At 37.3% G+C, this 26,375-nt stretch carries 23 protein-coding genes; 18 read left to right on the forward strand and 5 right to left on the reverse strand.

Annotated features, from left to right (window positions below; translation table 11 throughout):
* Window positions 1–9 precede the first annotated feature (9 nt).
* From nusA to gnd, 13 genes are all read left to right on the forward strand, one after another.
* A complete protein-coding gene (gene nusA, locus Q0794_RS06605) occupies window positions 10–1,512 on the forward strand; it encodes a transcription termination factor NusA (protein WP_298940948.1) in 1,503 nt (500 codons plus the stop codon).
* A 25-nt stretch (window positions 1,513–1,537) separates the two neighbouring features.
* Window positions 1,538–4,186 (forward strand): translation initiation factor IF-2, encoded by a 2,649-nt coding sequence (infB, locus tag Q0794_RS06610; protein ID WP_298940949.1) that lies wholly within the window; start codon window positions 1,538–1,540, stop codon window positions 4,184–4,186.
* Window positions 4,187–4,276: 90 nt separating this feature from the next.
* A complete protein-coding gene (gene rbfA / locus Q0794_RS06615; protein ID WP_298940950.1) occupies window positions 4,277–4,702 on the forward strand; it encodes a 30S ribosome-binding factor RbfA in 426 nt (141 codons plus the stop codon).
* Window positions 4,702–5,640: a tRNA pseudouridine(55) synthase TruB gene (gene truB / locus Q0794_RS06620; protein ID WP_298940951.1), complete on the forward strand. Its 939-nt coding sequence runs from the start codon at window positions 4,702–4,704 to the stop codon at window positions 5,638–5,640. Before rbfA ends, truB begins: the two co-directional genes overlap by 1 nt.
* 110 nt (window positions 5,641–5,750) lie before the next feature.
* Window positions 5,751–5,960, forward strand: coding sequence for a hypothetical protein (locus tag Q0794_RS06625; RefSeq protein ID WP_298940952.1), 210 nt, complete (start codon window positions 5,751–5,753; stop codon window positions 5,958–5,960).
* A 20-nt stretch (window positions 5,961–5,980) separates the two neighbouring features.
* Entirely contained in the window at window positions 5,981–6,583 is a 603-nt protein-coding gene (locus Q0794_RS06630; protein ID WP_298940953.1) for a protein-disulfide isomerase, read from the forward strand.
* Window positions 6,584–6,780: 197 nt separating this feature from the next.
* Window positions 6,781–8,640, forward strand: a complete 1,860-nt coding sequence (locus Q0794_RS06635; protein WP_298940954.1) for a TIGR00341 family protein — start codon at window positions 6,781–6,783, stop codon at window positions 8,638–8,640.
* A gap of 185 nt (window positions 8,641–8,825) precedes the next feature.
* A complete protein-coding gene (locus Q0794_RS06640) occupies window positions 8,826–10,631 on the forward strand; it encodes a DEAD/DEAH box helicase (RefSeq protein ID WP_298940955.1) in 1,806 nt (601 codons plus the stop codon).
* Window positions 10,632–10,759: 128 nt separating this feature from the next.
* Complete coding sequence (locus tag Q0794_RS06645) at window positions 10,760–11,212, forward strand: DUF1499 domain-containing protein (RefSeq protein ID WP_298940956.1); 453 nt, start codon at window positions 10,760–10,762, stop codon at window positions 11,210–11,212.
* Window positions 11,213–11,337: 125 nt separating this feature from the next.
* A complete protein-coding gene (locus Q0794_RS06650) occupies window positions 11,338–11,652 on the forward strand; it encodes a hypothetical protein (RefSeq protein WP_298940957.1) in 315 nt (104 codons plus the stop codon).
* Between the two features lie 296 nt (window positions 11,653–11,948).
* Window positions 11,949–13,445: a glucose-6-phosphate dehydrogenase gene (zwf, locus tag Q0794_RS06655; protein ID WP_298940958.1), complete on the forward strand. Its 1,497-nt coding sequence runs from the start codon at window positions 11,949–11,951 to the stop codon at window positions 13,443–13,445.
* A 1-nt stretch (window position 13,446) separates the two neighbouring features.
* Window positions 13,447–14,172 carry a 6-phosphogluconolactonase gene (pgl, locus tag Q0794_RS06660; RefSeq protein ID WP_298940959.1) on the forward strand — a complete coding sequence of 242 codons (726 nt, stop codon included), beginning with the start codon at window positions 13,447–13,449 and terminating at the stop codon, window positions 14,170–14,172.
* Window positions 14,172–15,620, forward strand: coding sequence for a decarboxylating NADP(+)-dependent phosphogluconate dehydrogenase (gene gnd, locus Q0794_RS06665; RefSeq protein ID WP_298940960.1), 1,449 nt, complete (start codon window positions 14,172–14,174; stop codon window positions 15,618–15,620). The genes pgl and gnd overlap by 1 nt, the downstream gene beginning before the upstream one ends.
* A 279-nt stretch (window positions 15,621–15,899) precedes the next feature.
* On the opposite strand, the gene Q0794_RS06670 is transcribed toward gnd, so the two are convergent.
* Window positions 15,900–16,259 (reverse strand): Imm51 family immunity protein, encoded by a 360-nt coding sequence (locus tag Q0794_RS06670; RefSeq protein ID WP_298940961.1) that lies wholly within the window; start codon window positions 16,257–16,259, stop codon window positions 15,900–15,902.
* Window positions 16,260–16,750: 491 nt separating this feature from the next.
* Here Q0794_RS06670 and Q0794_RS06675 point away from each other — a divergent pair, with 491 nt between their 5' ends.
* Both Q0794_RS06675 and Q0794_RS06680 read left to right on the forward strand, forming a co-directional pair.
* Complete coding sequence (locus Q0794_RS06675; protein ID WP_298940962.1) at window positions 16,751–16,945, forward strand: hypothetical protein; 195 nt, start codon at window positions 16,751–16,753, stop codon at window positions 16,943–16,945.
* A gap of 206 nt (window positions 16,946–17,151) precedes the next feature.
* The gene (locus Q0794_RS06680) at window positions 17,152–18,072 is read left to right on the forward strand and encodes a LysR family transcriptional regulator (protein WP_298940963.1); all 921 of its coding nucleotides are present in this window, start codon (window positions 17,152–17,154) and stop codon (window positions 18,070–18,072) included.
* 51 nt (window positions 18,073–18,123) lie between these two features.
* Here the strand turns inward: Q0794_RS06680 and Q0794_RS06685 are convergent, their stop codons facing one another.
* Window positions 18,124–18,963 (reverse strand): phytanoyl-CoA dioxygenase family protein, encoded by an 840-nt coding sequence (locus Q0794_RS06685; protein WP_298940964.1) that lies wholly within the window; start codon window positions 18,961–18,963, stop codon window positions 18,124–18,126.
* A 268-nt stretch (window positions 18,964–19,231) separates the two neighbouring features.
* Between Q0794_RS06685 and Q0794_RS06690 the strand changes: the two genes are divergently transcribed.
* Window positions 19,232–20,059, forward strand: coding sequence for a sugar phosphate isomerase/epimerase (locus Q0794_RS06690; RefSeq protein WP_298940965.1), 828 nt, complete (start codon window positions 19,232–19,234; stop codon window positions 20,057–20,059).
* Window positions 20,060–20,082: 23 nt separating this feature from the next.
* Here Q0794_RS06690 and Q0794_RS06695 read toward each other — a convergent pair whose 3' ends face one another.
* Window positions 20,083–20,850 (reverse strand): DUF3365 domain-containing protein, encoded by a 768-nt coding sequence (locus tag Q0794_RS06695; protein ID WP_298940966.1) that lies wholly within the window; start codon window positions 20,848–20,850, stop codon window positions 20,083–20,085.
* Between the two features lie 340 nt (window positions 20,851–21,190).
* On the opposite strand from Q0794_RS06695, the gene Q0794_RS06700 reads away from it, so the two are divergent.
* Both Q0794_RS06700 and pip read left to right on the forward strand, forming a co-directional pair.
* Window positions 21,191–21,622, forward strand: coding sequence for a GNAT family N-acetyltransferase (locus tag Q0794_RS06700; RefSeq protein ID WP_298940967.1), 432 nt, complete (start codon window positions 21,191–21,193; stop codon window positions 21,620–21,622).
* 85 nt (window positions 21,623–21,707) lie between these two features.
* Window positions 21,708–22,658, forward strand: coding sequence for a prolyl aminopeptidase (gene pip, locus Q0794_RS06705; protein WP_298940968.1), 951 nt, complete (start codon window positions 21,708–21,710; stop codon window positions 22,656–22,658).
* A 187-nt stretch (window positions 22,659–22,845) separates the two neighbouring features.
* Here the strand turns inward: pip and Q0794_RS06710 are convergent, their stop codons facing one another.
* Window positions 22,846–24,174 carry an anaerobic C4-dicarboxylate transporter gene (locus Q0794_RS06710; protein ID WP_298940969.1) on the reverse strand — a complete coding sequence of 443 codons (1,329 nt, stop codon included), beginning with the start codon at window positions 24,172–24,174 and terminating at the stop codon, window positions 22,846–22,848.
* A 567-nt stretch (window positions 24,175–24,741) separates the two neighbouring features.
* Window positions 24,742–26,337, reverse strand: coding sequence for an isocitrate lyase (locus tag Q0794_RS06715; RefSeq protein ID WP_298940982.1), 1,596 nt, complete (start codon window positions 26,335–26,337; stop codon window positions 24,742–24,744).
* Between the last annotated feature and the right edge of the window lie 38 nt (window positions 26,338–26,375).

Consider the following 26,375-nt stretch of genomic DNA (forward strand, 5'->3'; position numbering starts at 1 on the left):
GCGTTAAAAATGAATAATAAAGAAATTTTATTGGTTGTTGAAGCTGTTTCAAATGAAAAAGGCTTACCAAGAGAAGCGATTTTTGAAGCATTAGAAAGTGCACTGGCTATTGCAACTAAAAAGAAATATGAATTAGAAATTGAAGTGCGTGTTGATATCGACCGTGAAACAGGTCATTTCGATACTTTCCGTCGTTGGTTAGTGTTAGAAAGTGAAGCAGAAATGGAAAATCCTGCTAAAGAGATGACATTTGAAGCGGCACAGTATGACACGCCTGAAATTCAAGTTGGCGAATACATTGAAGATGAAATTGATTCAGTGACGTTTGACAGAATCACTACGCAAACTGCAAAACAAGTTATCGTACAAAAAGTACGTGAAGCTGAGCGTGCACAAGTTGTTGCTCAATATGCAGAAAAAGAAGGTGAGTTAATCACAGGTGTTGTTAAACGTATGACACGTGATAGCATTTTATTAGACCTTGGTAACAATGCAGAAGCGGTTATTTTCCGTGATGAAATGTTACCACGTGAAAACTTCCGTCCAGGTGATCGTCTACGTGGTTTATTGTTTAAGGTAAGCCCTGAAGCACGTGGTGCACAATTGTTCATGACGCGTACACAACCTGAAGTATTGGTTGAGCTGTTCCGTTTGGAAGTGCCTGAAATCGCTGAAGAGATGATAGACTTAATGGGCGCTGCTCGTGACCCAGGTTCTCGTGCTAAAATCGCAGTTAAATCAAACGACCAACGTATTGACCCTATCGGTGCTTGTGTTGGTATGCGTGGAGCACGTGTTCAAGCTGTTTCAAATGAACTAGGCGGTGAGCGTGTTGATATTATCCTTTGGGATGAGAATCCAGCGCAATTTGCAATTAATGCAATGGCACCTGCTGAAGTTGCTTCAATTGTTGTTGATGAAGATTCACACAGCATGGATATTGCTGTAGAAGATGAAAACTTAGCACAAGCAATTGGTCGTAACGGTCAAAATATTCGTTTAGCATCTCAACTAACTGGTTGGGTATTAAATGTAATGACGGTAGCTGAATTAAAAACTAAACATCAAGCTGAGGCTGATGGTGTGATTTCATTATTTACGTCTGCGTTAGAAGTTGATGAAGATTTCGCTAGTGTATTAGTGGAAGAAGGTTTTAGTTCTTTAGAGGAAATTGCCTACGTTCCAGCTGAAGAGTTATTAGCGATTGACGGTTTTGACGAAGATATGGTTGAAGAGCTACGTACTCGTGCTAAAGACGTACTAGCTACAAAAGCCCTTGCTGAAGAAGAAAGTCTTGAAGGTGCAAAACCTGCTGATGATCTATTAGCACTTGAAGGCTTAGAGGCACACCTTGCATTTGTATTAGCAAGTAAAGGTGTGATTACATTAGAAGACTTAGCAGAACAAGCTGTTGATGATCTACTAGAGATTGATGAAAAACTAGATGCAGAAAAAGCAGCGGAATTAATTATGGCTGCTCGTAACATCTGCTGGTTTAGTGAAGATGCGTAATAGCGTCAGTATGGAGAAATAAATAATGTCAGAAATTCTATTAAAAGACCTCGCTAAAGACTTAAATAAATCTGAAGATGCGTTAGTTCAGCAGTTTGCTGCTGCAGGTATTACTAAAAAAGCTAGCGACAAAGTAAGCGTTGAAGAAAAAGAAAAGCTAACTACTTATTTGCAAAAGCAACATGGTGGCGAGCAAAAACAAAAAATGACTTTACAACGTAAAACAAAAACGACGTTAAACGTTAAAGGCCAATCAAACGCGGTTAATGTTGAAGTTCGTAAAAAACGTACTTTTGTTAAACGTTCAGATGAAGAAATTCAAGCAGAAAAAGCAGCTGAGCAAGCAATAAAAGAAGCTGATGAAGCTAAAATTCAAGCTGAATTAGATGCTAAAAAAGCACAAGCTGAAAAAGTATTAGCTGAAAAATTAGCGGCTAAGAAAGAAGCTGAAGAAAAAGCTAAGTTAGCTGCAGTTGCTAATAAGCAAAAACAAGCTGCTACTAAATCTGTTAAAACAGAAGAGCAACTTAAATTAGAAAAAGAGCAAGCTGATTTGTTGAAAAAAGCAGAAACTGAAGCACTAGCGAAAGCAGAAAAAGATGCTGTTGAGCAAGCTGAACTGGCTAAGAAATTAGCAGAAGAAAATGCAGCTCGTTGGGCAAAAGAAGAAGCAGACCGTAAAGCCGCTGAAAAGACTGGTGACTACCATGTTACTTCATCTAAAGAAGCACAAGCAGCGGAAGATGCTGTTGATACAAAAGCGGAAGGTCCAACACACCGTAAGAAAAAGAAAAAAGTACCAGCGGCTAAGCCTCTTGAAACTGTTTATAACCGTCGCGGTAACAACCGTCGTGGTAAAAAAGGTTCAACTGCAACGCCTCATGCACTTCAACAAGCATTTGAAAAACCAGCTGCTAAAGTTGAACGTGACGTTAAAATTGGTGAAACAATTACCGTTGCAGAACTAGCAAGTAAAATGGCTGTTAAAGCAACTGAAGTGATTAAAGCGATGATGAAGATGGGTGCTATGGCAACTATCAACCAAGTTATCGATCAAGAAACAGCCTCTATTGTTGCTGAAGAAATGGGCCATAAAGTAATTCTAACGAAAGAAAATGAGTTAGAAGAGTCTGTAATGGCAGAAGCACAACAAGGCGGCGCTAAAACATCTCGTGCACCTGTTGTTACTATCATGGGTCACGTTGACCACGGTAAAACGTCATTACTAGATTACATTCGTCGTGCAAAAGTTGCTGACGGTGAAGCCGGTGGTATTACTCAACATATCGGTGCTTACCATGTAGACACTGACAAAGGTATGATTTCGTTCCTAGATACTCCAGGACATGCGGCGTTTACGTCAATGCGTTCTCGTGGTGCTAAAGCGACAGATATCGTTGTACTAGTGGTTGCTGCAGATGATGGTGTTATGCCACAAACAATCGAAGCGATTCAACATGCTAAAGCTGCTGGCGTTCCGCTAATGGTTGCTGTAAATAAAATCGATAAAGAAGGTGCAGATTTTGACCGTGTTAAAACTGAACTTTCACAACACGATGTTATTTCAGAAGAATGGGGTGGTGAAAACATCTTCTCATTCGTATCTGCAAAAGTAGGTACTGGTGTTGATGCATTATTAGATAGCATCTTATTACAAGCTGAAATGTTAGATTTAGAAGCCGTTTCAACAGGTCCTGCGTCAGGTGTTGTTATTGAATCTCGTCTTGATAAAGGTCGTGGTCCAGTTGCTTCTATCCTAGTACAACAAGGCGAACTGAAACAAGGTGATATCGTACTTTGTGGTCTTGAGTACGGACGTGTTCGTGCAATGCGTGACGAAAACGGTAAGCCAATTGAATCTGCTGGTCCTTCTATCCCTGTTGAAGTATTAGGTTTATCTGGTGTTCCACAAGCCGGTGATGAAGCTACCGTTGTTAAAGATGAGAAAAAAGCACGTGAAGTTGCATTATACCGTCAAGGTAAATTCCGTGATATCAAACTAGCTCGTCAACAGAAAGCGAAACTTGAAAACATGTTCTCTAACATGGAAGCTGGCGAAGTATCTGAACTTAATGTTGTACTTAAGTCTGATGTACAAGGTTCACTTGAAGCAATTTGTGATTCACTAAACAAACTATCTACAGATGAAGTTAAAGTTAATATCATCGGTCGTGGTGTTGGTGGTATTACTGAGACTGACGCATCATTAGCTTCTGCTTCTGGCGCATTGGTTATCGGCTTTAATGTTCGTGCTGATGCATCTGCTCGTAAGTTAATCGATAACGAAGCCGTTGAACTACGTTACTACAGCATCATCTACGATCTAATCGATGAAGTTCGTGCTGCGATGAGTGGTCTATTATCACCTGAATTCAAACAAGAAATTACAGGTATTGCTGATGTACGTGAAGTATTCAAATCTCCTAAGATCGGCGCAATTGCTGGTTGTATGGTGACTGAAGGTACTATCAAGCGTAACAACCCAATTCGTGTTCTACGTGAAAACGTGGTTATTTACGAAGGTGTGCTTGAGTCTCTACGTCGCTTTAAAGATGACGCAACTGAAGTTCGTAACGGTGTTGAGTGTGGTATCGGTGTTAAGAACTACAACGATGTACGCGTAGGCGACCAAATAGAAGTATTTGAAATTATTGAAGTAAAACGTACTCTTTAATTTTAAATCTTAATAACTATTAAGAATGGGGGCTTATGCCTCCATTCTCATTTAAAACAGCGCTTAATTGGCGTTGATTAGGAGTTACAAATGGCAAAAGAATATAGCCGTGCTTCTCGAGTTTCTCAGCAAGTACAAAAAGAACTTGCTCGAATCTTACAACAAGAAGTTAAAGATCCACGTATCGGAATGGTCACCATTTCTGGCGTTGATATTACCCGTGACCTTGCATACGCAACGGTATACGTAACCTTTTTCACTGTTGGTGACCAAACCAATGATGAATCATTAAAAGGCTTAAATGCTGCTGCTGGTTACGTTCGTCGTTTACTAGGTAAAGCAATGAAGTTACGTATTGTGCCTGAAGTTCGTTTCACATTTGATGAAACGTTAACAGAAGGTTTACGTATTTCTGAGCTAGTAAGTGGCGCAGTAAAAAATGATAAAGTGAAGTTAAAAGAAGCTGGTCGTGAAGAAGACGAACTAGATGCAACAGAAGAAGAGGAAGCGAAGTAATGGTAAAACGTGGAAAGGGTCGCCCGATTAATGGCATCGTATTATTAGATAAACCTACGGACATCAGTTCCAATCATGCTTTACAACGCGTAAAAAGAATCTTCTTTGCTCAAAAAGCAGGACATACCGGCGCCTTAGATCCATTGGCGACAGGTATGTTACCTGTTTGTTTAGGTGAGGCGACTAAGTTTTCTCAATTTCTATTAGACTCAGATAAACGTTACACAGTGACTGCTACATTAGGTGTAAGAACTGACACTAGTGATTCTCAAGGTGATGTGGTTTGCGAAAAACCTGTTTCAGTCACTCAAGAACAACTTGATGTTGCTCTTGATACTTTCCGTGGTGAAATCGAACAAGTGCCTTCTATGTATTCAGCCTTGAAATTCGAAGGTAAGCCGTTATATAAGTACGCTCGTGAAGGCATTACTATCGATCGTCCTGCTCGCCCGATTACCGTGTACGAAATTAATCAATTACGCTTTGAAGATAACGAAATTGATTTAGATATCCATGTGAGTAAAGGCACGTATATCAGAACGATTGTTGACGATCTCGGTGAGTTATTAGGTTGTGGTGCACATGTATCAATGTTGCGTCGTACACAAGTTGCTGATTACCCTTATGAACGCATGATTACTATCGATGAGCTAGAAGCGTTAATAGAAAAAGCGAAAGAAGAAGACGTTAGTCCTTATGACTTGTTGGATCCGTTATTATTAGAAATGGATACTGCAGTTAAAAATTATCCTGAAGTCAATATTTCTGATGAAATGGGAGCTTATGTATTGCACGGTCAACCGGTACAAGTATTCGGTGCACCAGACAATACTATTGTTAGAATCACCGTTGGCGAACAACGAACGTTTATCGGCGTTGGACAAATGAATGATGATGGCTTGATTGCACCAAAACGCTTAGCTAATCTAGATCTTTAAAGAACAGGTTTATAAATAATAGACCTATAAAGAACAGACTTTAAAAGTGAACGTATTCATTAAATGAACGTTAAGTTAAATTGAAACTAAAACAGATTGGCATAGCTAAGATGACTAAAATAGATTTTTCTCAAATAAATAAAACCGCTGCTGAGTCGTTTAATCAGCAGCGTAATGTGATTAAACGTATTGCAAAAGGGCAAACAGTACTTTGTGAAGCCTGTGAAAAACCACTCACTTTAACTGTGTTAAGTGAAGGTGAAAGTGGTGTGCAGTGCAGCAAAGGTTGTACCCAAATTAATTTAGAACTCGACGCTTAAACGTCGACAAGGTAGGTTTTATGAGCTCAGAATTATTTTTTATTTACGACTCTCATTGCCCATGGAGTTATGCGGCAACACCATTAGTGGTTGCTTTAGATGAAGCTTTTCCTGAAATGGAAGTACATGCTTGGCACTGTGCTAACTATGATGGCGGTAGTAGTGTTGGTTTTAACGCGATTAAATCTGTTGAAAAAGAAAGTGATGTTCCTTTTTCACAAGAGTATATACGTTTCGCAGACAGTCCTAAAAATAGTGTTATCAGTGCAAACTTACTGGCCTGGATCTCGACTAAACAGTCAGATAAATTATTAACGGTTTTACAAGCTTTGCAACATGCTCACTTTGTAGAAGGTAATTCTTTAGGCAAAAAAATAGACTTCACAGAACTTGCTGAAGACTTAAAACTATCAATACCAAATAAAGTCTTTAAAGAAGAACTAAGCAAAGATGCTTTGTATGTTCTATCTGATATTAATGATTTACAAGATTTCATGGGAACCGCTTCTTTCCCTGCTTTATTGTTAGTACATAATGATAATGCGGTACTGTTAAATCATGCTCAATATATTGGTGATCCTGATAGTATTGTTGCAGATGTTGAAAAGCAGCTACAAGGTTAATATTACTGGCTCAATAACATTATATTGATCACGAGTAATATTTAAAAAGTGAAATGATCAAACCGGTCATTTCATTTAAAATTCAAACATTTTTCTATAATTCTTCATTACTCTTCATTACTAACAGTTACTTATTGCACTCCTCCTCACCTATACGCATACTGTATTTTTATAAATTTCCTCAGTGAGAATGGATTATGGCCGATAGTTTTCTACTTTTTGACATTGCACAAAAAGATCAATTAACAGATAACGTCTTAGCGTTTTTTGAAGAAACTATTTTACCAAGAGCCTGGGAAAATGAGCCTGTTCAATTTAATAAAGACAGCCGTGTTTATGCCTATGTAAATGATCAACAAGCGCCTGATGTTATCCAAGCTGCTATCGATGGTGGTTGGCAACTTGCTATTTTACCTCATCCCGAATCGATCTATGCTAAACGTGGGTTTTGTGCTCAAAGTAATTTAAAAAAAGCGATTCAAGAAGCAGAGAAAAGCCAACCAGCACAAGTAGATATCGTCCGTTGTAACGGTCAAATTTTACTTTCAGAGTTAGTTTTTGGTGAAAGCTTTAACTTATTACCCAGTGCTAAAAGCTTAGGCTTTGTTGAAAGACTTAAACTTGGATGGAAAAACCTTGGGAAAATTCGTCATGCTTCTCCTAAACAAGTGACTTTCAATACTGAGAATGAAAGTAGTTTCACAACCGCTGCATTAGGGGTTGTTATTACAGCTCATGTTCACGATTCTTGGTTATCTAAACACATCCTTCCTAATAGTCATATCAATGACGGTATGTGCCACGTTATGTTGATTGCTCCGCGTAGTATCATGGAATTACTGCGATTTATTACGATCTCTACATTAGGCCGGTATTATTCATTGCCTAGCTTTCTTGGCCTAGTGAAAACGAAAAGTTTAACATTCACTAACGGCGATGTTTTAGATTACCAAATTGATGGTCAAGAAGGGCAAGCCGAATCGTTATCTGTTCAAACAGAAAATCACGTACTGACATTGTTGGTGGGAGAATCTTTACCGATCATCGACACCTCTAGTGCACAAAAAGAACAACTCAAAATTAAAGGGCTCCCATCTGGTGAAGCGGTGAATGAATTAGCCAGTAAACCGTTAGCTTTTATTGCACATGCTGCCACAGACGAATTTAAAGACCTATATCAACTATTGAGAGACAATGCGACCACATCTTCCGCATTTCTTACCTTAATGGCACTATCGACTTTACTCGCGAGCGTAGGGCTTTTTGCAAGCTCTGCACCTGTTATTATTGGTGCGATGATCTTAGCGCCACTAATGGGGCCTATCATTTCACTTTCGATGGCGTTAGCGCGTCAAGATCCTTCATTGCTCACCGCAAGTGCAACGACCTTAGGCATTGGGATATTAGTCTCTTTAGGCTTTTCGTCTGTTGCGAGTTTTATTATCCCGATGGAAATCATCACCCCTGAAATTGCAGCGCGATTAAGCCCAAGTCTATTAGATTTAGGCGTTGCCGTTATTTCTGGTATTGCCGGCGCTTATGCTCATGCACGAGTTGATGCTGCTAAAAGTTTAGCGGGTGTGGCGATTGCCGTCGCACTTGTGCCACCGTTAGCGGTAACAGGTATTGGCATTGGCTGGCTAGATTCGCATGTTGCTTGGGGCGCTTTATTATTATTCTTAACCAACTTGGCAGGTATTGTCTTTGCGGCAGCCCTCACTTTCCTTGCTTTAGGGTTTGCACCTTTTACTCGCGCTAAAAAGGGCCTAATGATTGCTTTTATCGGCGTGACATTGGTTTCTATTCCGTTAGTGTTTAGCTTCTTACGTTTATCTGAAGAGGCGAAAATAATGCAACAGCTTGAAGGTAAAAGAATAGGGCAGGTCGTACTCAGAGAAGTCTATGCAAGAGCATTGGATCCCATTGAAATTTCTGTAAAGTTAGTGACCCCTGAAACCTTGACCAGTGCAAAACTCGATGCGATTAAAGACAGCATTAAATTGGAGTTACAACAAGATGTCATCATGGAAGCGCAAGTCATTATTCGCAGAGAATAATTGATTTGTTGGAATTCAATTGTTTTTTTATTGGGTTTTATTCATCTTTTTCACTCTGTTAGTATCAGTAAAGAGCGATTAAAACTGACCTAAAAATGTTAAGTTGTTTTTTATTTTTATTTTTATTAAAAGTTAATAGTTAATCGTTAGCAATCAATTATCAGTCATTAAAAGCGTGCTTTTTTATGTTTACACTTCGTCCTTATCAACAAGATGCCGTTAATGCGACTTTGCATTACTTTCGCCGTTTTAGTACACCCGCCGTATTAGCGTTATCAACAGGTGCAGGGAAGAGTTTAATTATTGCAGAGTTGGCTAGAATAGCGAAAGGGCGTGTGTTGGTACTTGCTCACGTTAAAGAGCTAGTAGAGCAAAATCATGCTAAATATGAAAGTTATGGTGTTGAAGCCTCTATATTTTCCGCAGGATTAGGCCGAAAAGAAACGTCGCAACAGGTCGTGTTCGCTTCAGTACAGTCGATTGTAAATAACCTCGAACTTTTTGATGATGCTTTCTCATTATTAGTGATTGATGAATGCCATCGCGTGCCGATGCAAGGTGACTCAAGTTACCAAAAAGTGATTAAACACTTACAGTCTATCAACCCAAATTTAAAGGTTTTAGGGTTAACTGCAACACCTTATCGACTCGGATTAGGCTGGATATATCAATACCATACCCGTGGACAAGTACGCAGTGAAGAACCTCGTTTTTTTCGGGATTGTATTTTTGATTTACCGATTCGTTTTCTGCTGGATGAGAGGTTTCTGACTGAACCAAAAGTCATGGATATGGCGGTATTGAGTTACGACTTTTCGCAAATCAGCCCTGCAAATACTGGAAGTTATCGTGAGGCTGACTTAAACAAAGTGATTGAAAAATCAGGACGAGCAACCCCTGAAATCATAAAGTCTGTTATTCACCATGCAGAAGAAAGACAAGGGGTAATGATCTTTGCTTCGACAGTAAAACATGCTCAAGAAATATTAGGTTATCTGCAAGACGAAAGTGCTGCATTAATTATTGGCGATACGGCAGGCAAAGATCGTGATCAAATTATCCAAAACTTTAAAAATAAAAAAATAAAGTATTTGGTCAACGTTTCTGTATTAACCACAGGATTTGATGCGCCACATGTTGATTTAATCGCTATTTTACGTCCGACTGAATCAATCAGCTTATATCAACAAATAGTAGGGCGAGGGTTACGTTTAGCTGACGGTAAAAAAGATTGCTTAGTGATGGAGTTCGCAGGTAATTGTTACGATTTATACGAGCCAGAAGTAGGGCAAGAAAAACCAGAAAGCGGCAGTGAATTAGTGAGTATTCCTTGTCCTGCTTGTCAGTTTACTAATAATTTTTGGGGAAAGCTGGATCCTGCTGGTTTTGTGATTGAGCATTATGGTCGTAAATGCCAAGGATATTCGTTAAAAATTACCGAGGATGATGACGGTAATAAATTCGAAGAGCGAGTGCATTGTAATTATCGTTTTAGAGCTAAGTTCTGTGACCAATGTGGAATGGACAATGATATTGCTGCACGTGTTTGTGGTCACTGTGAAGCCGTATTAGTAGACCCAGATAAAAAACTACGTGAAGCAATGAAGTTAAAAGATGCCATGATCATTCGTTGTGATGATATGCAACTTGAAGCAACTAAAAATAAGCACGGTAAAAACCAATTAAAAGTGACTTATAGTGGCGGCCAGGGACAAATTAGTGAATTTTGGCAGTTAACGACAGCAAAACAAAAAGCACAGTTTTTACAACGTTTTATTCAGCCTCATTTGATTGATCGCTTTCGCCCTTTTACTGACAGCTCAGTGACTAAGGTTATTAATAATGAACACCGTTTGCAGCATCCAGAAATAGTGATTGCTAACAAAGTAGGGCGTTTCTGGCAGATTCGCGATAAATTGTTTAATATTGAACAGTTTCCAAAAGCGCTTGAAGTGTTGCAACAAATTGAATCTTCTACCCAAGAAGCTTGATCTGTAAAGTAATGAATAGGTCATCAAGTTATATTAGATTGGCTAGTTAGTGATCTTTTTAGAAGCTAGCAACATACTAACAACTAATCGTTATTTTTTGAAAAATGCTATTTAAATGGACTAAAACAATGCAAAAATTTTTTTATATCTTAGGCGCTATTATTATTTTAATCATTATCGCTTTTTTTATACTGGGTATTGTCTCTAAAAAAGGACAAGCGCTAGGGCTTAAAAATGGTCGGCTACCTGCTTGTGTAAGCACAGAAAACTGTGTGATCAGCGAAACTATCAATGGCAAAGCTAATACCATTGAACCTCTCATTTTTAGTGGCGATAAATCAGTATTCTTAAACAAAGCGAAAGCTGCTTTAGAGTCGCTTGACGGAAAAATAGTTACTGTCGAACCAGACTATATTGCTGCTACTTTCACTTCGGGTATTTTTGGTTTTGTTGATGATGTTGAATTAAGGGTTAGTGATAATAACTTACTACATTTTCGTTCTGCTTCTCGTGTGGGCCGTAAAGATTTTGGTGCTAATAAAAAGCGTATCGATACATTGAAAACATTACTGGCTAAATAAACGACTTCTTTTATTTCTATTGTTAATAACTGGAACTGATGGTTTGAAAAACGACTTCCTAACGTTTGTATAGAATTATAAAAATTGACTGATCAACATTACCATTTTCACGTTAGGAATTATCAATGAATAAAAATATCGAACAGCTGTTAACGTTAGTTGCAAGTGCCAATGATCAATTAATAGAAAAGCATCAGCAACTTTCTACTACGGTTGGGTTGTTAGAACAAAGCTTACAAGCGTCGAATGCGGTCACCATCGATAACATTAAACTTAAACAAAGGTTAATGTTTATTATCTTGGATGCTAATCCTGAGATAGTAGGAGTCGGAACGGGGAAAGCAGGGACGGAATATTTTGTATTTATTGAACAATATAAACTTGAAGAGTTATCTGTTCAAATGATAGTTGAGTTGATGGAGCAACACATCCTAAGCTGATAGTTTTAGCAGGTGTTTTTTTCAACATTCATTTAATTAAATCTTTAAGGCTAAGCTAACTCAGACTATGATTAACAATAGTAACAGTCCCTACCAACTATCTAGGTAAATAAACATACATCGATTAACTTTAAAATTAATACATCACTAAATTTAATAAATCAGTCTTTGAAATACAAATAATCTGTTGAATCCGTAGTAAATGTAAATTACTGTGGTCTTTGGTTGTGAGTATTTTATCCTCAATCTACGTCACTTTTTAATCTTTTTCGCCTCTCTCATTGAAGGATAGATTAATGTTAACTCTTGAAAATAACTGCATTGTGATTTTTGGCGCCTCTGGTGACCTCACGCAACGCATGCTAATTCCCGCACTTTATAAATTATATTCACATCAAAAATTATCTTCTTCATTTGCTATTTTAGGTGCTAGTCGCAGTACTTATGACGACCAAAGTTTCCGTGAAAAATTAATAAAAGATCTCGCTTCAGATGATAACGCTGACCATGAATTATTAGATAAATTTTGTAAACATTTATTTTATCAAGTCATGGATCCTGAAAATAAAGAGGAGTACACGGCACTTAAGCAGCGTATTCAATCTATCGAAACAGAATTGAAAATAGACAGTAATACGTTATTTTATCTTGCTACTCCACCGAGCTTATATTCTGTTATTCCTCAAAATCTTGCCGCTCAAGGATTGAATGACGAAGATGATGGCTGGAAGCGATTGGTTATTGAAAAACCTTTTGGTTATGACCTTGAGTCGGCTATTGCCCTTGATAAAAGCTTATATCAGGACTTTACAGAAGATCAAATTTATCGAATTGATCATTATCTCGGTAAAGAAACCGTGCAAAACATGTTAGTGCTGCGCTTTGCCAATAGTATTTTTGAGCCATTGTGGAACTCAAAATATATTGATTATATTGAAGTGACGGGCGCTGAAGACTTAGGCATCGGTTCTCGCGGTGGTTATTATGATAATTCCGGTGCGATGCGCGATATGATACAAAATCATTTATTGCAAGTGATTGCAATGGTCGCCATGGAACCGCCTGCAGTCATCAATGCAGACTCAATGCGTGATGAAGTGGTTAAAGTATTACAATGCCTCAAACCATTAAATGAGCATGATCTAAAACATAACTTAGTATTAGGGCAATATACAAAATCCCATGTACGTGATGAATGCCTATCAAGTTATCGTGAAGAAAACGGAGTACCAGAGGATTCTCGTACTGAAACTTATGTGGCACTTAAAATGTTCATCAAAAATTGGCGTTGGGATGGTGTGCCGTTTTATGTACGTACTGCCAAGCGTATGCCAACACGTGTAACTGAAGTTGTGATCAATTTTAAGAAAACACCTCACCCTGTTTTTTCTGAAAATCCACCTGATAATAAACTGATTATGCGTATTCAACCTGATGAAGGCACATTATTAAGTTTTGGTTTAAAAAAACCTGGAGCAGGTTTTGAAACAGAACCGGTAGCAATGGACTTTCATTACAGCAATTTAAAAAACTCAGCATTATTATCTGCCTATGAACGCTTATTATTAGATGTATTAAAGGGCGATGCGACACTCTTTTCTAGGAGTGATGCTGTTCGTGCTTGCTGGGAGTTTGTACAACCAATTCTTGATTATAAAAAAAATAAATTTGATCTTTATGGTTATGCAGCGGGTACATGGGGACCGATTGAAGCAGAGGCATTATTCAAAAATGGTCAAACATGGCGTTCTCCTTGTAAGAATTTAACTGATACTGATTACTGCGAGCTATAACATGAATAATATTATTTTTGATTCAACCCAATCTTTAATTGAACAACTCGCTAATGAATTACTGCGATTAAGTGAAAGCGAACAGCCTATTCATATTTCTTTATCGGGTGGTTCAACGCCTAACCTTTTGTTTGATTATTTAGCGAGTTCTGACTTTTCCACCGCCATAAACTGGCAACAGTTACACTTTTGGTGGGGAGACGAACGTTGTGTTGCGGCAGAAGATCCCGAAAGTAATTATGGACAATGTAAACAACGTTTATTTGATCATATTACTATTCCTGCTGATAATATTCATCGCATTCGTGGTGAAAACTCACCTGAGCAAGAAGCCCTTCGTTATGCGCAGGAAATTCAATTAAGTGTGCCTATTCACGATGGGCTTCCACAATTTGACTGGATTATATTAGGCATGGGAGGAGATGGTCACACCGCGTCTATTTTCCCTGGGCAAACTAATTATGAAGAAAGCAACTTAACGTTTGTTGCCACACAACCGCAAAGTGGACAATTACGTATTTCAAAAACAGCGCATTTAATTGAGCACAGTAAACGCATTACCTATTTAGTCATGGGCGCCAGTAAAGCCGATATTATTTATAAAATAAATACCCAAGATAACAGTCGTGATCTTTATCCTGCTGCTCATATTTCAGCTAAAACAGGAATAACTCAATTTTATTTAGATCCAGAATCTTCAACACTATTACCAAAAGGAAAGAAATAATGAATGCTGATATCGCAGTCATAGGCCTAGCCGTGATGGGGCAAAACCTGATTTTAAATATGAATGACCACGGCTTTAAAGTCGTTGCTTATAATCGTACCGTCTCTAAAGTTGATAAATTTTTAGAAACAACTGCTAAAGACACTGATATTGTTGGTGCCCATTCTCTAGAGGAGATGGTGAGTTTACTCGCTGCCCCTCGAAAAATTATGTTGATGGTGCGTGCAGGTGAAGTGGTTGATCATTTTATTGATGCGCTCATTCCTTTATTGGATAAAGGCGATATCATCATTGATGGGGGAAACTCTAATTATGTTGATAGTAATCGTCGCGTTGAAAAACTGAGTGAGTTAGGTCTCCACTTTGTCGGTGCTGGTGTCTCTGGTGGCGAGGAGGGTGCTCGTTTTGGGCCGTCTATTATGCCGGGTGGGGATGTTAAAGCATGGCCACATATCAAACCCATTTTTCAAGGTATTTCTGCAAAAACAGATCAAGGAGAGCCTTGTTGTGATTGGGTCGGTAATGCAGGATCGGGTCACTTTGTAAAAATGATCCACAATGGTATTGAATATGGAGATATGCAGCTTATCAGCGAAGCTTATCACTTTATGAAAGAAGCGTTATTAATGTCTCATGAAGAGATGGAAGCGACCTTTAAAAAATGGAATGAAACTGAACTTAATAGTTATTTAGTAGAAATTACCATCGATATACTGGCTTTTAAAGACGTCGATGGCGAACCACTTGTTGAAAAAATAATGGATACCGCCGGCCAAAAAGGTACCGGTAAATGGACTGGTATTAATGCATTAGATCTTGGTATTCCACTAACTCTCATTACAGAGTCTGTTTTTGCACGTTACCTTTCTTCTCTCAAGCAACAACGTGTTGATGCGAGTGATTTATTTAATAAATCAATTACGCCTATTACAGAGAATAAAGCGCAATGGATAGAGGCATTACGTGATGCGCTATTAGCCAGTAAAATAATCTCTTATGCACAAGGCTTTATGTTAATGAAGCAAGCATCAGAAGATAACAACTGGGAACTCAATTACGGTAATGTTGCTTTAATGTGGCGTGGTGGTTGTATTATACGCAGTGCATTTTTAGGTAATATTCGTGATGCTTTTGTTGCACAACCAGAGTTAACCTTTTTAGGGTTAGATTCTTACTTTAAAACGATTTTACAACGTTGCTCACCTGCGTGGAGAGAGGTTACTTCGAAGTCGTTGCAAATAGGCCTACCAATGCCTTGTATGACGTCATCATTAACGTTCCTCGATGGTTATACCACCGCTCGATTACCTGCCAATATGATACAAGCACAACGCGATTATTTTGGCGCGCATACTTTTGAAAGAGTAGACACACCAGCGGGAGAGTTTTTCCATAATGATTGGACTGGTCATGGCGGTAACGTGTCATCTACCACCTATGATGCTTAATCAGATAAATAGGTCTAGTTAAGGCCTATCATTCATACCGTTACTGTTAAATTTCTTGCTGAAACAGTAGCGGTATAACCTTAATCTTTGAGCATTTCATATAACTTCTTTCTATATATGTTCTTAGCCTTATCATTTGTATTATTGATAATTTTTACGGCGGAATTAACTTGGTATAAAAAGAGAATGACAAAACCGCCGACAAGCGCCAAAAAACACCAGATAAGGTTAATGGGTTTAGGTTTTGATCAACTTGTTAATTTACTATTGAGTTGCAAATTATTGACAAGGAACTGGTTGATTAGGCACAAAATCGTATTGTGCGTAACGTTCAATGCAAGCATCTAACAGTACATCATTGTCATAAAATTCAGACACTATTTCTGCAATATCGTGTAGAGCATCTCTATCATCACTACTGATACAAAACATGTCATGGTCAGTGCCTAAAGAAAGTTTAGCCAAAAGCGCTGGGTTTTTCTCGGTTAGCATATTTTCAATAACCATTCCCCAATCTTCAGAGTCACCTAAGAAGTCATGAACTTCAAATGCTTTCCATTTTAAATCACCTAATGTAAGGCTATGTTTTTTCTGAAAACTTGAAAACAAAAAAGGTTGAAAAGCGTTGGGTTGTTTCATAACAGATCTCTTTAGTGAGTGGATGAGGCAATTAAGCTATATCCTATTCCTATTAAAATTATGAATAATGCTATGCATCATGCTTTTGTATTTAATAATATTTAAAGTCACTAAATCGAGGTGGTGTCTTATTTATTTGTGAGAAGGGAGATATAACAATAATCGCCATAAAAGAGCGAATCAATTTCAAGCGAGCACGATGAAAGGAGTCGTTTATTGAAACTGATGTAATAATTTAGTTTAAGGTGTAAGTTGAATTCTTTTGAATGTGTACTTAGTTAATAGTCTGTCGGATAATTAATCAAAAGCATTAATGTTTTCGCTGTTACGAAACGGCAATAAAGAAAATCATTAATTTAGTTTTTTTAGAATAAAACTGATTAAAGTATTGTTGTCCATTGTCATCATTCACATATACTTGTGATATTCCACTCCTGATTTGAAATAGCAGTGGAAAATAAATATTCAATAATAAAAATAATAAGGTATATATGAGTGTAAATAAAGTTGCATTAACGATTGGTTTGATTTGTATTTTACTGGGTACAACTGTTTCTGTGTTAGGTATTTGGGGATATATTGGCGACACTGGTTTAGTGTGGCGTGCATTATCAACATTAGGTGTCGTATTACTGGGTGTTATTTTAGCTGTCGCCATTAATAATATGACCAGTAAGGATAAGTAACTTTACTTTTGGGGGTATTAAATATTTATAACAGTGTGGCTTGGGATGTAATTGTATTTCCATTAATTAGCCTTGAGGTTAAGTAGTAGAAATAGTTACATATTACTTAAGCCTACTTCTATTCAAGTTAAATGACTTCGTATGCCAATAGGCTAATAGGTAGGTAAATAGATTAATAGATTAATAGATAAATAGGTAAATGGAATATGGAAATTTCTCAGTTAACCCGCATTAATATTAACTTATTGGTTACCTTACAAGTACTACTACAAGAACGAAATGCTTCATCTGCAGCGATAAGATTAAATTTAAGTCAGTCGACTATCAGTAAGAATTTGTCGCAGTTAAGGCATATTTTTAGTGACCCTTTATTCCATCGAATTTCTCACGGTTTAATGCCAACGCCACTAGCGCTAGAGTTAGAACCAAAACTAAATGTCGCGGTGAATGCGATTAATGCAATATTTTCTCCATTAGAATTTAACCTTAAAGAATATAAAGGCTGTTTTAATATTTCGATGCAAGAAAGTGCTTTTGAGTTTGTGTTATCAAAAGTGATGCAACGAGTATTAGAAGAAGCGCCTAACATGAGAATCAATACTTGGTTTAAAGACAATATTAGTATTGAGCAATTAAACCAAGGTCGATTGGATTTTGTGATTATTCCGCATGACGTAGGCCAACAACTTAATTTAAATAATCAGCTTAATATTGATGAGTTATACAGGGATGAACTGGTTTGTTTGGTGCGAGATAAAAACCCTATCTTAGAACAAAAATGGGATCAGCAGACTTATTTAAACAGTAAGCATATTCATGTTAAAGATAATGAGTTGGGATTACCGATGTTTGACCAATCATTATCTAAATTAGGTTTCCAGAGGAATGTGATCGTACAAGTGCCTGACTTTAACGCGGCAACCAGTTTATGTTGTCACTCAGATTTAGTGTTTACAACGACCAATAAATGGGCTGACTCTGTATTAAAATCAAAACGATTAGTCGCGCTTAATTTACCTTGTCATTCGGAGCCAGTCGTTTATTCGCTTATTTGGCATAAACGTAGTGAAACGAATCAAGCTCATCGTTGGCTACGAACGCAATTATTAAACCTCTTTAAAGCTTAACTTTCCTAACTTTTATCAGTTAAGGAAAGTTAAGAAAAGTTAATAGTTTGGTTAACGATTAAAGCCGCGTAAAGGTGATTTTTTAGCTTGTAGCCAATTTTCTGCCGCGTATTCAGCTTCTCCATCAGTGACATGCAGTGTAAATGCTTGGCGAGACTTTGGTGAACGATTAGGGGCACTGTAATGGGGGAGTCGCCCTTGGAATACAATCAAACTACCTGCTTTTACTTCCACACTTTTCCCACTTTCTTCTGTTGGCCAAGGCATATCGTCCAAATTAACCATGGTCGTTTGTTTACCATCTAAATTAAAACGTTCTCTAAGGGGCCCTAAATGTCCTTCAGGCTCGACCCAAAGGCAACCATTTTCAAGTGTTGCATCTTCAACCGCAAACCATAAAGTAATAACGCTCTGGGGTGTTGTAAAAAAGAAGCTCGCATCTTGGTGCCAATTCACCACACCACCTATGTTCGGTTGTTTAAAAATATACATAGATTGACGAATTTGTGGCGTTACCATACCAATATCGGACAGGATATCACCCAATAATTTCTGGTGACTAAAAGCACTGAATACAGGGTCAAGTTCGTGTAATGCGTGACCAATTTTATTGATGCATAAAGCGCGATCTTGAACTAATTCACCCTTGTCATTGAAGGCTTCTTCCTCAAAAAAACATTTTATCTGTTCTGCTGAATCTAAGAAATAGTCGTTATCGCTCCGGTCATTGTCATTTGTCGTAAATACATTATCTGGACTATCTTCAGCCCATTGTTCAACCATTTTGTTAGCGCGTCTTTTTATGGCTTCTATTTCATATAAAGGAATAATTTCGTCCATTACGATGAAACCTTGTTCGTTATAATGTTTTATTTGATCCGCTGATAACATCGATATCTTCCTTGCTAATAAATTCAAATGCACGTTAATTTAAATATGGCGCTGCCTTTTTACTTTTCTTTAACAAATATAACGATAACCAAACATTTCTAATATTGAATAAATCGAATATTCATTTTTCCAAATAGGAATATTAAATAAAGGAATAACAACGTTATTCTATTTCTACTGATTTGAACTTAATTATCTCTAGCCGTAAAAGTCAAAGGTAATTGAGATAAACAGCTAACATCCTAAAGGCTAATAATAGAGATTCAATATGAAGCTTAATTTTCATAAATCACTGTGGGAAGTACAGTGTACAAATGCGAATGAATTAAACCATCATTTACAGGTTATTCAAGATGAAGGGTATCAAGGAACCGAATTGTTTTTACCTTTTTATGATATTGACCTTAGTACGACGCTTAAAGCGCATGCAAAAAGGGAGTTGGATATCATCACTGGGATAGCAACCCAAGGTGACAATGTGCAAGCACATCTAACCAGTCTTATTAAGCAAGTAGAGTGTGCGCTGTTGTTTTCTCCTAAGTTAATAAATTGTCATACGGGACGTGATATTTTTAGTTTAGAAGATAATTTAATATTATTCGAAACCGCGCTTGAATTGGAGCAAAAGCATGGCATCACTATTACCCATGAAACACATCGTTTCAGACCCACTTTTAGTACTTTGGGTACCGAGCAAATTATTGATGCTTTGCCTGAGTTAAAGCTAAATTTAGATATTAGTCATTGGATGGTGGTGCATGAATCTGATTTGAAAGATCAACAAGAAAGGTTAAATAAGTTATTTAACTCTGTTTACCATATTCATGGTCGAGTGGGTTTTGAAGAGGGGCCTCAGGTAACCAATCCTGAAGATCAACGTTGGCAAGCACATCTTATTAACCATACTCAGTGCTGGCAGAAAGTTGTTAATAATGCATTAACACGTGAACAAAAAGTGTTCACCATTACACCTGAGTTTGGCCCATTTCCGTATGCTCATGTGCATCCAACAACGGGCGAACACTTAGCTGATATATGGAAAGCCAATCGATTTATGAAACAATATTTGTCAGAACAGTTAATTATTCCAAAATAAAAATATTATTTCTTGAATGCACTTTATGATCTATTGATACAGCCAGGCATTGTATCGGCATTTTTTTGTTTATTTGACTCTTTAACTGACAACATTTTTTGAAAAACTATCATTAAAAATAACGAGACGGTTATTGCTGAACAAAAAATTAAGAAGCTAATCATAAAGGTTTCTCGCTTTGATTTTATAAGTTGAGGTTTTATACTTTTTTCAACTATCTGTGCGCCCATAAGATCACCAACTTGCCATTTTTCGGGTTCAGTTAAATGTTGGATACTGTTATGGCAATCCACGCAAGCTTGTTCAGTTGCATAGAAAGGTGCGACAGTTCGCACTACTGATTTGTCATTTTTTATGACTGAAGTGAGGTTCATATCTTGATCGGAACTTGTTTGAAGTAATAGCATTTGGCGTCGCATTTTATCGTCAGTAGGCCCTTTATTTATCGATTTCCCAGGAAAGCCAACAACTTCAGAGTGTAAAGCCCCTTCAAACAACGAGTTTAAATTAGCAAGCTCAAGAGCATGAGAACGGTAAATTGCGCGACTAGGCAATAACCCATTTGCGTATTGGCTTTCAAAATCAGAATAAGCTTTAACAAACCCTTTGCTGAGGTTGATCACTAAATTATTTTCATTTTTTGCATTTTCAATAAGATCTATGCGTGTTTTATTTAAAATAAAATGATAAGCAAAAAAAGAGAGAACTAAAGCAGCTACAAGCATTATGATCATATAACGCGTCGTTAAGATGTTGTTAATAGAGGAAATTTTTTGGTCGTGTTTATTCACTCTTCTCACCTTATTTTAGTTGATATGTCATTGTGATGTCTTTAAATTGTCATTACTAAATTATTAATGTTTTTGACTATTTTACTAAGTTAATGAGTTTATTAAAGGCCTATAAATACTAACTTCTATTAAATATCAAAGAAGTTTTGATATGTCATTAATATTTAAGTAAATTATATTTAATTAGTTTTTATACAATAAAATTACAAATATTATCTTTTTTTGTGATTTTATATATATTAACCAAAAAGAGGTGTTTCTTGCAAGTAAAGTAAGCAAGGTTATGGAGATCTTCCTCTTATTTAGCGGTTAAAAGTTTAGCAGTTAAAAGGAAAATAAGATGACAGTTGAATTTAGAGAAGCCGAGTTTAAAGAGTTTTCCTCAGCGCTTATTCAAGAAAATATGAAAAGCTATTATGCTGCTAAAGATATTACGTGGGATGCTGATTTTTTTGATTACCATTGGCAGAAATTCAAAAACCTAGAAATCTATTTTAACTCGGAATGTGTTGGAATTTTACGCTTTTCATTTAATAATGAAAATTGTTATATCAGAGACTTACAAATAAAATCATCATATCAAGGAAGAGGCATCGGAAGTCATTGCTTATATTATGCTGTTGATTTTGCTAAAGCTCGAGGAGATAGTTTTATTAAATTAAAAGTGTTTTCAGACAATCCAGCTATCGCTTTATATCAGCGTCATGGCTTTAAAAAAGTATCTGAACTAGGTTTTTTAATTGAAATGTCAATCGACCTTGAGCAAATGTAGATTTCAAATACTACGACCTTTAAATATAGCCTCTCACTAATGATATGGTCGTGAGTGGTATCGCCTTAATATACGAGTCAATACGATGAATGAGTTTTACCCAGAGTTAGCACCCTACAATGATTTTTTAATGAACGTAGATAACCAACATCAGCTCTATGTCGAAGAGTGCGGTAATCCAAATGGCCAAGCGGTGCTGTTTATTCACGGTGGTCCTGGCGGTGGTTGTTCTACTAACGATAGACGATTTTTTGATCCTGAAAAATACCGTATTGTTTTATTTGATCAACGTGGTTGCGGCCGTTCTTTACCTCATGGATGTTTAGACAATAACGAGACTGATTTTCTAGTGAGTGATATTGAACAAATTAGAGAGAAGCTAGATATTAATCATTGGCATGTTTTCGGAGGATCATGGGGATCTACATTAGCGCTTGTATATGCGCAAACCCATCCAACAAAGGTTAGTAGTTTAGTACTTCGTGGTATTTTCTTAGGTCGCCCACAAGACACTGATTGGACTTTTTCTGGTGGTGGTGCAACCCGTATTTATCCTGACTTTTGGCAAGAGTATCTTGATGTATTGCCAAATGACCAAGCTTCAGTGCAAGCGGCTTACGATATTATGGTCGGTGACGATAAAGAACTAGCAATGAGAGTGGCTAAGGCATGGAGTGTTTGGGAAATTCGTTGTTGTACGTTAATACCGGATCAAGATTTTGTTGATGCTGCAACAGGTGACGAGCAAGCGTGGACAATGGCGCGTCATGAGGCACACTTTATGATCAATCATTGCTTTTTATCTGAGAATCAAATATTAGCGAATACAGATAAAATTAAAGATATTCCAACGACTATCGTACATGGTCGATTTGATATCGTTTGCCCATTTGATAACGCTTGGCAATTACATCAAAAACTACCGAATTCAAGCTTGATTACCAGCGAAGCCTCGGGTCATGCTTCAATTGAAACCAATACTAAACACCATTTAATTGAAGCCACTAAGGCGATGCTATTATTGAAGAATAACTAACTGTTATTATTGGGCAGATCCAAGTTCTGAATTCAAGTAACAAATTCTCTGTTTATTGGGGGTAATAATAGACTTATTTTTTTCCTAAATTCAGATAGTAAGAGCAAACACATTATAAAATATATCGGCAATCGTTAGCTTTAAAAACGATTTGTATTAGTTGTCTTACTGTTTGAATCTTCAATGATTAGCCTATGATGATTTGCCCAAGCATATACCCTACACAACAAGCGGAAATCACACCAATTAACCCGACTGACATAAATGAATGATTGAAATACCATTTACCTATTTTCGTTGTGCCTGATGTATCAAAGTTTACTGTTGCGATATCTGATGGATAATTAGGAATAAAGAAGTATCCGTACACTGCAGGCATTAATCCTATTAAAAGTGCGGGTTCAAGACCTAACGCTAACCCTACGGGTAACATCATTCTTGCTGTTGCCGCTTGAGAGTTAACGACAACTGAAACAATGAATAATGCTAATGCAAATGTCCAAGGGTAAAGAGTGACTACTTCAATAATACTAGATTTAAACTGTGGCATGGCATATTGGAAATAGGTATCAGACATCCATGCAATCCCAAAAATAGCGATAGCTGCAACCATACCGGATTTGAAAACGACTCCATTAGGTACTTTTTGTGGATCTGTTTTTGTCACAAGTAAAATAACCCCGCCAAAAGCGAGCATCATCATCTGAATAATGACTGCCATACTGATAGGCTTATCGCCTTCTGCGATCGTTCTTATCTCAGGTACCATTGCAATAATCACAATAATGATAATCGCAGATATAAAAATCATCACTGCATTACGTGCCGATTTGGGTAATGTTTGATTGAGAGTGGTAGAGGTCGTATTCAGTATTTTTTCTCGCCAAACGGGATCTTTTAAACGAGCTTGATAGTCTTCGTCATCATCTAATTCTTTACCTCGTTTAAGGCTATATAATGACATCATTAACGTACCGAATAACGTTGCAGGTACAGTGACAAGTAAAATCGACATTAATGTAATGTCGGTACCAAGGTCGACTATTTGTGCTAAATAAAAGACCACTGCAGCAGAAATCGGTGAGGCAGTAATACCAATTTGTGAAGCGACAGACGCGGCTGCCATTGGCCTTTCTGGGCGAATACCATTTTTTAATGCTACATCACCAATGATTGGCATGATTGAATAAACAGCATGGCCAGTACCTAATAGAAAGGTCATAAAATACGTAACAAAAGGAGCTATTAGGGTGACACGTTTAGGATTTTTTCTAAGAATTTTCTCGGCAATTTGTAACATATACTTTAAACCGCCTGCCGCTTCAAGAATAGATGCACAGGTGACGACTGCGAGTATAATTAGCATGACGGTGATCGGAGGGGAAGTGGGTGGCATCTTAAAAATAAAGACTTCAATAACTAACCCGATGCCAGAAATAACACCTAAGCCTATACCACCAAAACGAGAACCAATATAAAGCGCGATTAATAGAAAAACAAATTCAGCATACAACATAAAAAGTCCTTAGATAAAGCCCGTGTACCTTATATTGTTCGCCTTTTTACTCATCGATAATGATAAATTCCTCACATTAAAAATAGACAAAAAATCGCTTTTAAATGATAACTGACGATCAATTGATCCTTATCAATCTTCCTCTATTGAATGTTATGTGCTGTATTGAAAATAAAATGATGATCAACCTTAGTTGGATAGAAGCAAAGTGATATAACACTGTTATTTTTATGAATCTCTCTATTAAATTATTATTCGAATAAGCTGGTGCTATTTCAATAATGTACCTGAACGACATAAGATTAAGGATAAGCTGAAAAGCTGTTTATTAATATTCAAAAAATGACGCCCTTCCTGTCCGGTACAGAGATTATTTAACCTTGTGAGGTTTAGAATTGCAGAATTGTAGAATTGGAAATTGTTATCAAGGTATTTAATAGTGAGAACAAGCAAAGAAATAATCACTTTCTTGATTGAATTTGATTATATCGATGCTTACTATATTTTATGTGTTGATTTTTCCTTTATTAAAGCTAACGCTTACTCGCTTTAAAAAGAAACCTAGGTCTAAGAGAACTGGCTCATTGTATTATTCTCGCCAGAGGCTTTTAATGCTTGATCACCAGAGAAATATTCTTTGTGATCGTCACCAATATTTGATCCTGACATGTCCTGATGTTTGACTGAAGCGAGCGATTGTCTTATCTCTAGACGTTGTACATTTTCAACATAAGCCAACATTGCACGCTCTCCAAAATATTCTTTAGCGAGATTATCTGTTGATAATGCAGCCGTATGATAAGTTGGTAATGTTATTAAGTGATGGAAAATACCCGCATGCTTAGACGCTTCTTTTTGGAAATTTTGTATTTTCAAATCGGCGGCGCTTGCTAGCTCAGTAATGTCGTATTTAATACTCATTAAGTCGCTGCGTTGGTAACCACTTACGTCTTTGCCATCTTTTTCCCATGCATCAAATACTTGTTGGCGGAAATTTAACGTCCAGTTAAAAGAAGGACTGTTGTTGTAAACCAATTTGGCATTAGGTACCACTTCTCGAATACGATTCACCATATTAGCAATATGCTCTACGTTCGGTGTTTCTGTTTCAATCCATAGTAAGTCTGCACCATGTTGCAATGATGTAATACAATCAAGCACTACACGATCTTCGCCAGTATTAGGTTTGAAGCGAACTAATCCATTAGGAAGACGGTTTGGTTTAATTAGCTCACCTTCACGACTTAATACCATATCACCTGATTTTAAATCCGCTAACGAATTGATTTTTTCACCATCGATATAAGCGTTGTATTGCTCGGCTAAATCTCCTGGATATTGAGAGACAGGGATTTTTTGCGTTAACCCTGCGCCTAATGAATCTGTTCGAGCAACGATAATACCTTCTTCAACACCGAGCTCCATAAAGGCGTAACGCACTGCATTTATTTTGGCTAAAAAATCTTCATGTGGCACGGTTACTTTACCGTCTTGATGGCCACATTGTTTAGCATCAGACACTTGGTTTTCAATCTGAATACAACATGCTCCAGCTTCTATCATTTTTTTAGCGAGTAGATAAGTCGCCTCTTCATTACCAAAGCCTGCATCGATATCGGCAATGATAGGGACAACGTGTGTTTCAAACTCGTCAATTTGCTTTTGTACGGCTCTTTCTGCAACTTGATCACCGCTACTTTGTGCTGTGTCTAAGTCTGCAAATAAATGATTTAATTCACGTGCATCAGCTTGTTTTAAGAAGGTGTACAGTTCTTCTATTAACATGGGCACTGAGGTTTTTTCATGCATTGATTGGTCTGGCAATGGGCCAAACTCAGAGCGCATCGCTGCTACCATCCAACCTGATAAGTAAAGGTAAGTCCCTTTGGTGGTGGTGAAATGTTTCTTAATAGAAATCATTTTTTGCTGACCGATAAAACCATGCCAGCAACCAAGCGATTGGGTGTAATTATCACTATTTTGATCATAAGATTGCATATCATCACGCATAATTTTAGCGGTGTAATTTGCGATATCTAATCCCGTTTTAAAACGGTTTTGTAAGCGCATACGTGCAATATATTCAGGGTTAATGGCATTCCAAGTTGAACCTTGTTGGTTTATAAATTGGTGTGCGTTATTTATTTCAGCGTTGTAATTCATCATAGTGACCTCTCAAATTATCATGTGTTATCAATAAG

It is taken from the genome of uncultured Psychromonas sp. (genome assembly GCF_947489755.1).
Classification (GTDB): domain Bacteria; phylum Pseudomonadota; class Gammaproteobacteria; order Enterobacterales; family Psychromonadaceae; genus Psychromonas.

Excerpts from the sequence above, each read along its gene's own strand:
- nusA (WP_298940948.1), top strand. The coding sequence starts at position 10 with ATGAATAATAAAGAAATTTTATTGGTTGTTGAAGCTGTTTCAAATGAA.
- infB (WP_298940949.1), top strand. The coding sequence starts at position 1,538 with ATGTCAGAAATTCTATTAAAAGACCTCGCTAAAGACTTAAATAAATCT.
- rbfA (WP_298940950.1), top strand. The coding sequence starts at position 4,277 with ATGGCAAAAGAATATAGCCGTGCTTCTCGAGTTTCTCAGCAAGTACAA.
- truB (WP_298940951.1), top strand. The coding sequence starts at position 4,702 with ATGGTAAAACGTGGAAAGGGTCGCCCGATTAATGGCATCGTATTATTA.
- Q0794_RS06625 (WP_298940952.1), top strand. The coding sequence starts at position 5,751 with ATGACTAAAATAGATTTTTCTCAAATAAATAAAACCGCTGCTGAGTCG.
- Q0794_RS06630 (WP_298940953.1), top strand. The coding sequence starts at position 5,981 with ATGAGCTCAGAATTATTTTTTATTTACGACTCTCATTGCCCATGGAGT.
- Q0794_RS06635 (WP_298940954.1), top strand. The coding sequence starts at position 6,781 with ATGGCCGATAGTTTTCTACTTTTTGACATTGCACAAAAAGATCAATTA.
- Q0794_RS06640 (WP_298940955.1), top strand. The coding sequence starts at position 8,826 with ATGTTTACACTTCGTCCTTATCAACAAGATGCCGTTAATGCGACTTTG.
- Q0794_RS06645 (WP_298940956.1), top strand. The coding sequence starts at position 10,760 with ATGCAAAAATTTTTTTATATCTTAGGCGCTATTATTATTTTAATCATT.
- Q0794_RS06650 (WP_298940957.1), top strand. The coding sequence starts at position 11,338 with ATGAATAAAAATATCGAACAGCTGTTAACGTTAGTTGCAAGTGCCAAT.
- zwf (WP_298940958.1), top strand. The coding sequence starts at position 11,949 with ATGTTAACTCTTGAAAATAACTGCATTGTGATTTTTGGCGCCTCTGGT.
- pgl (WP_298940959.1), top strand. The coding sequence starts at position 13,447 with ATGAATAATATTATTTTTGATTCAACCCAATCTTTAATTGAACAACTC.
- gnd (WP_298940960.1), top strand. The coding sequence starts at position 14,172 with ATGAATGCTGATATCGCAGTCATAGGCCTAGCCGTGATGGGGCAAAAC.
- Q0794_RS06670 (WP_298940961.1), bottom strand. The coding sequence starts at position 16,259 with ATGAAACAACCCAACGCTTTTCAACCTTTTTTGTTTTCAAGTTTTCAG.
- Q0794_RS06675 (WP_298940962.1), top strand. The coding sequence starts at position 16,751 with ATGAGTGTAAATAAAGTTGCATTAACGATTGGTTTGATTTGTATTTTA.
- Q0794_RS06680 (WP_298940963.1), top strand. The coding sequence starts at position 17,152 with ATGGAAATTTCTCAGTTAACCCGCATTAATATTAACTTATTGGTTACC.
- Q0794_RS06685 (WP_298940964.1), bottom strand. The coding sequence starts at position 18,963 with ATGTTATCAGCGGATCAAATAAAACATTATAACGAACAAGGTTTCATC.
- Q0794_RS06690 (WP_298940965.1), top strand. The coding sequence starts at position 19,232 with ATGAAGCTTAATTTTCATAAATCACTGTGGGAAGTACAGTGTACAAAT.
- Q0794_RS06700 (WP_298940967.1), top strand. The coding sequence starts at position 21,191 with ATGACAGTTGAATTTAGAGAAGCCGAGTTTAAAGAGTTTTCCTCAGCG.
- pip (WP_298940968.1), top strand. The coding sequence starts at position 21,708 with ATGAATGAGTTTTACCCAGAGTTAGCACCCTACAATGATTTTTTAATG.
- Q0794_RS06710 (WP_298940969.1), bottom strand. The coding sequence starts at position 24,174 with ATGTTGTATGCTGAATTTGTTTTTCTATTAATCGCGCTTTATATTGGT.
- Q0794_RS06715 (WP_298940982.1), bottom strand. The coding sequence starts at position 26,337 with ATGAATTACAACGCTGAAATAAATAACGCACACCAATTTATAAACCAA.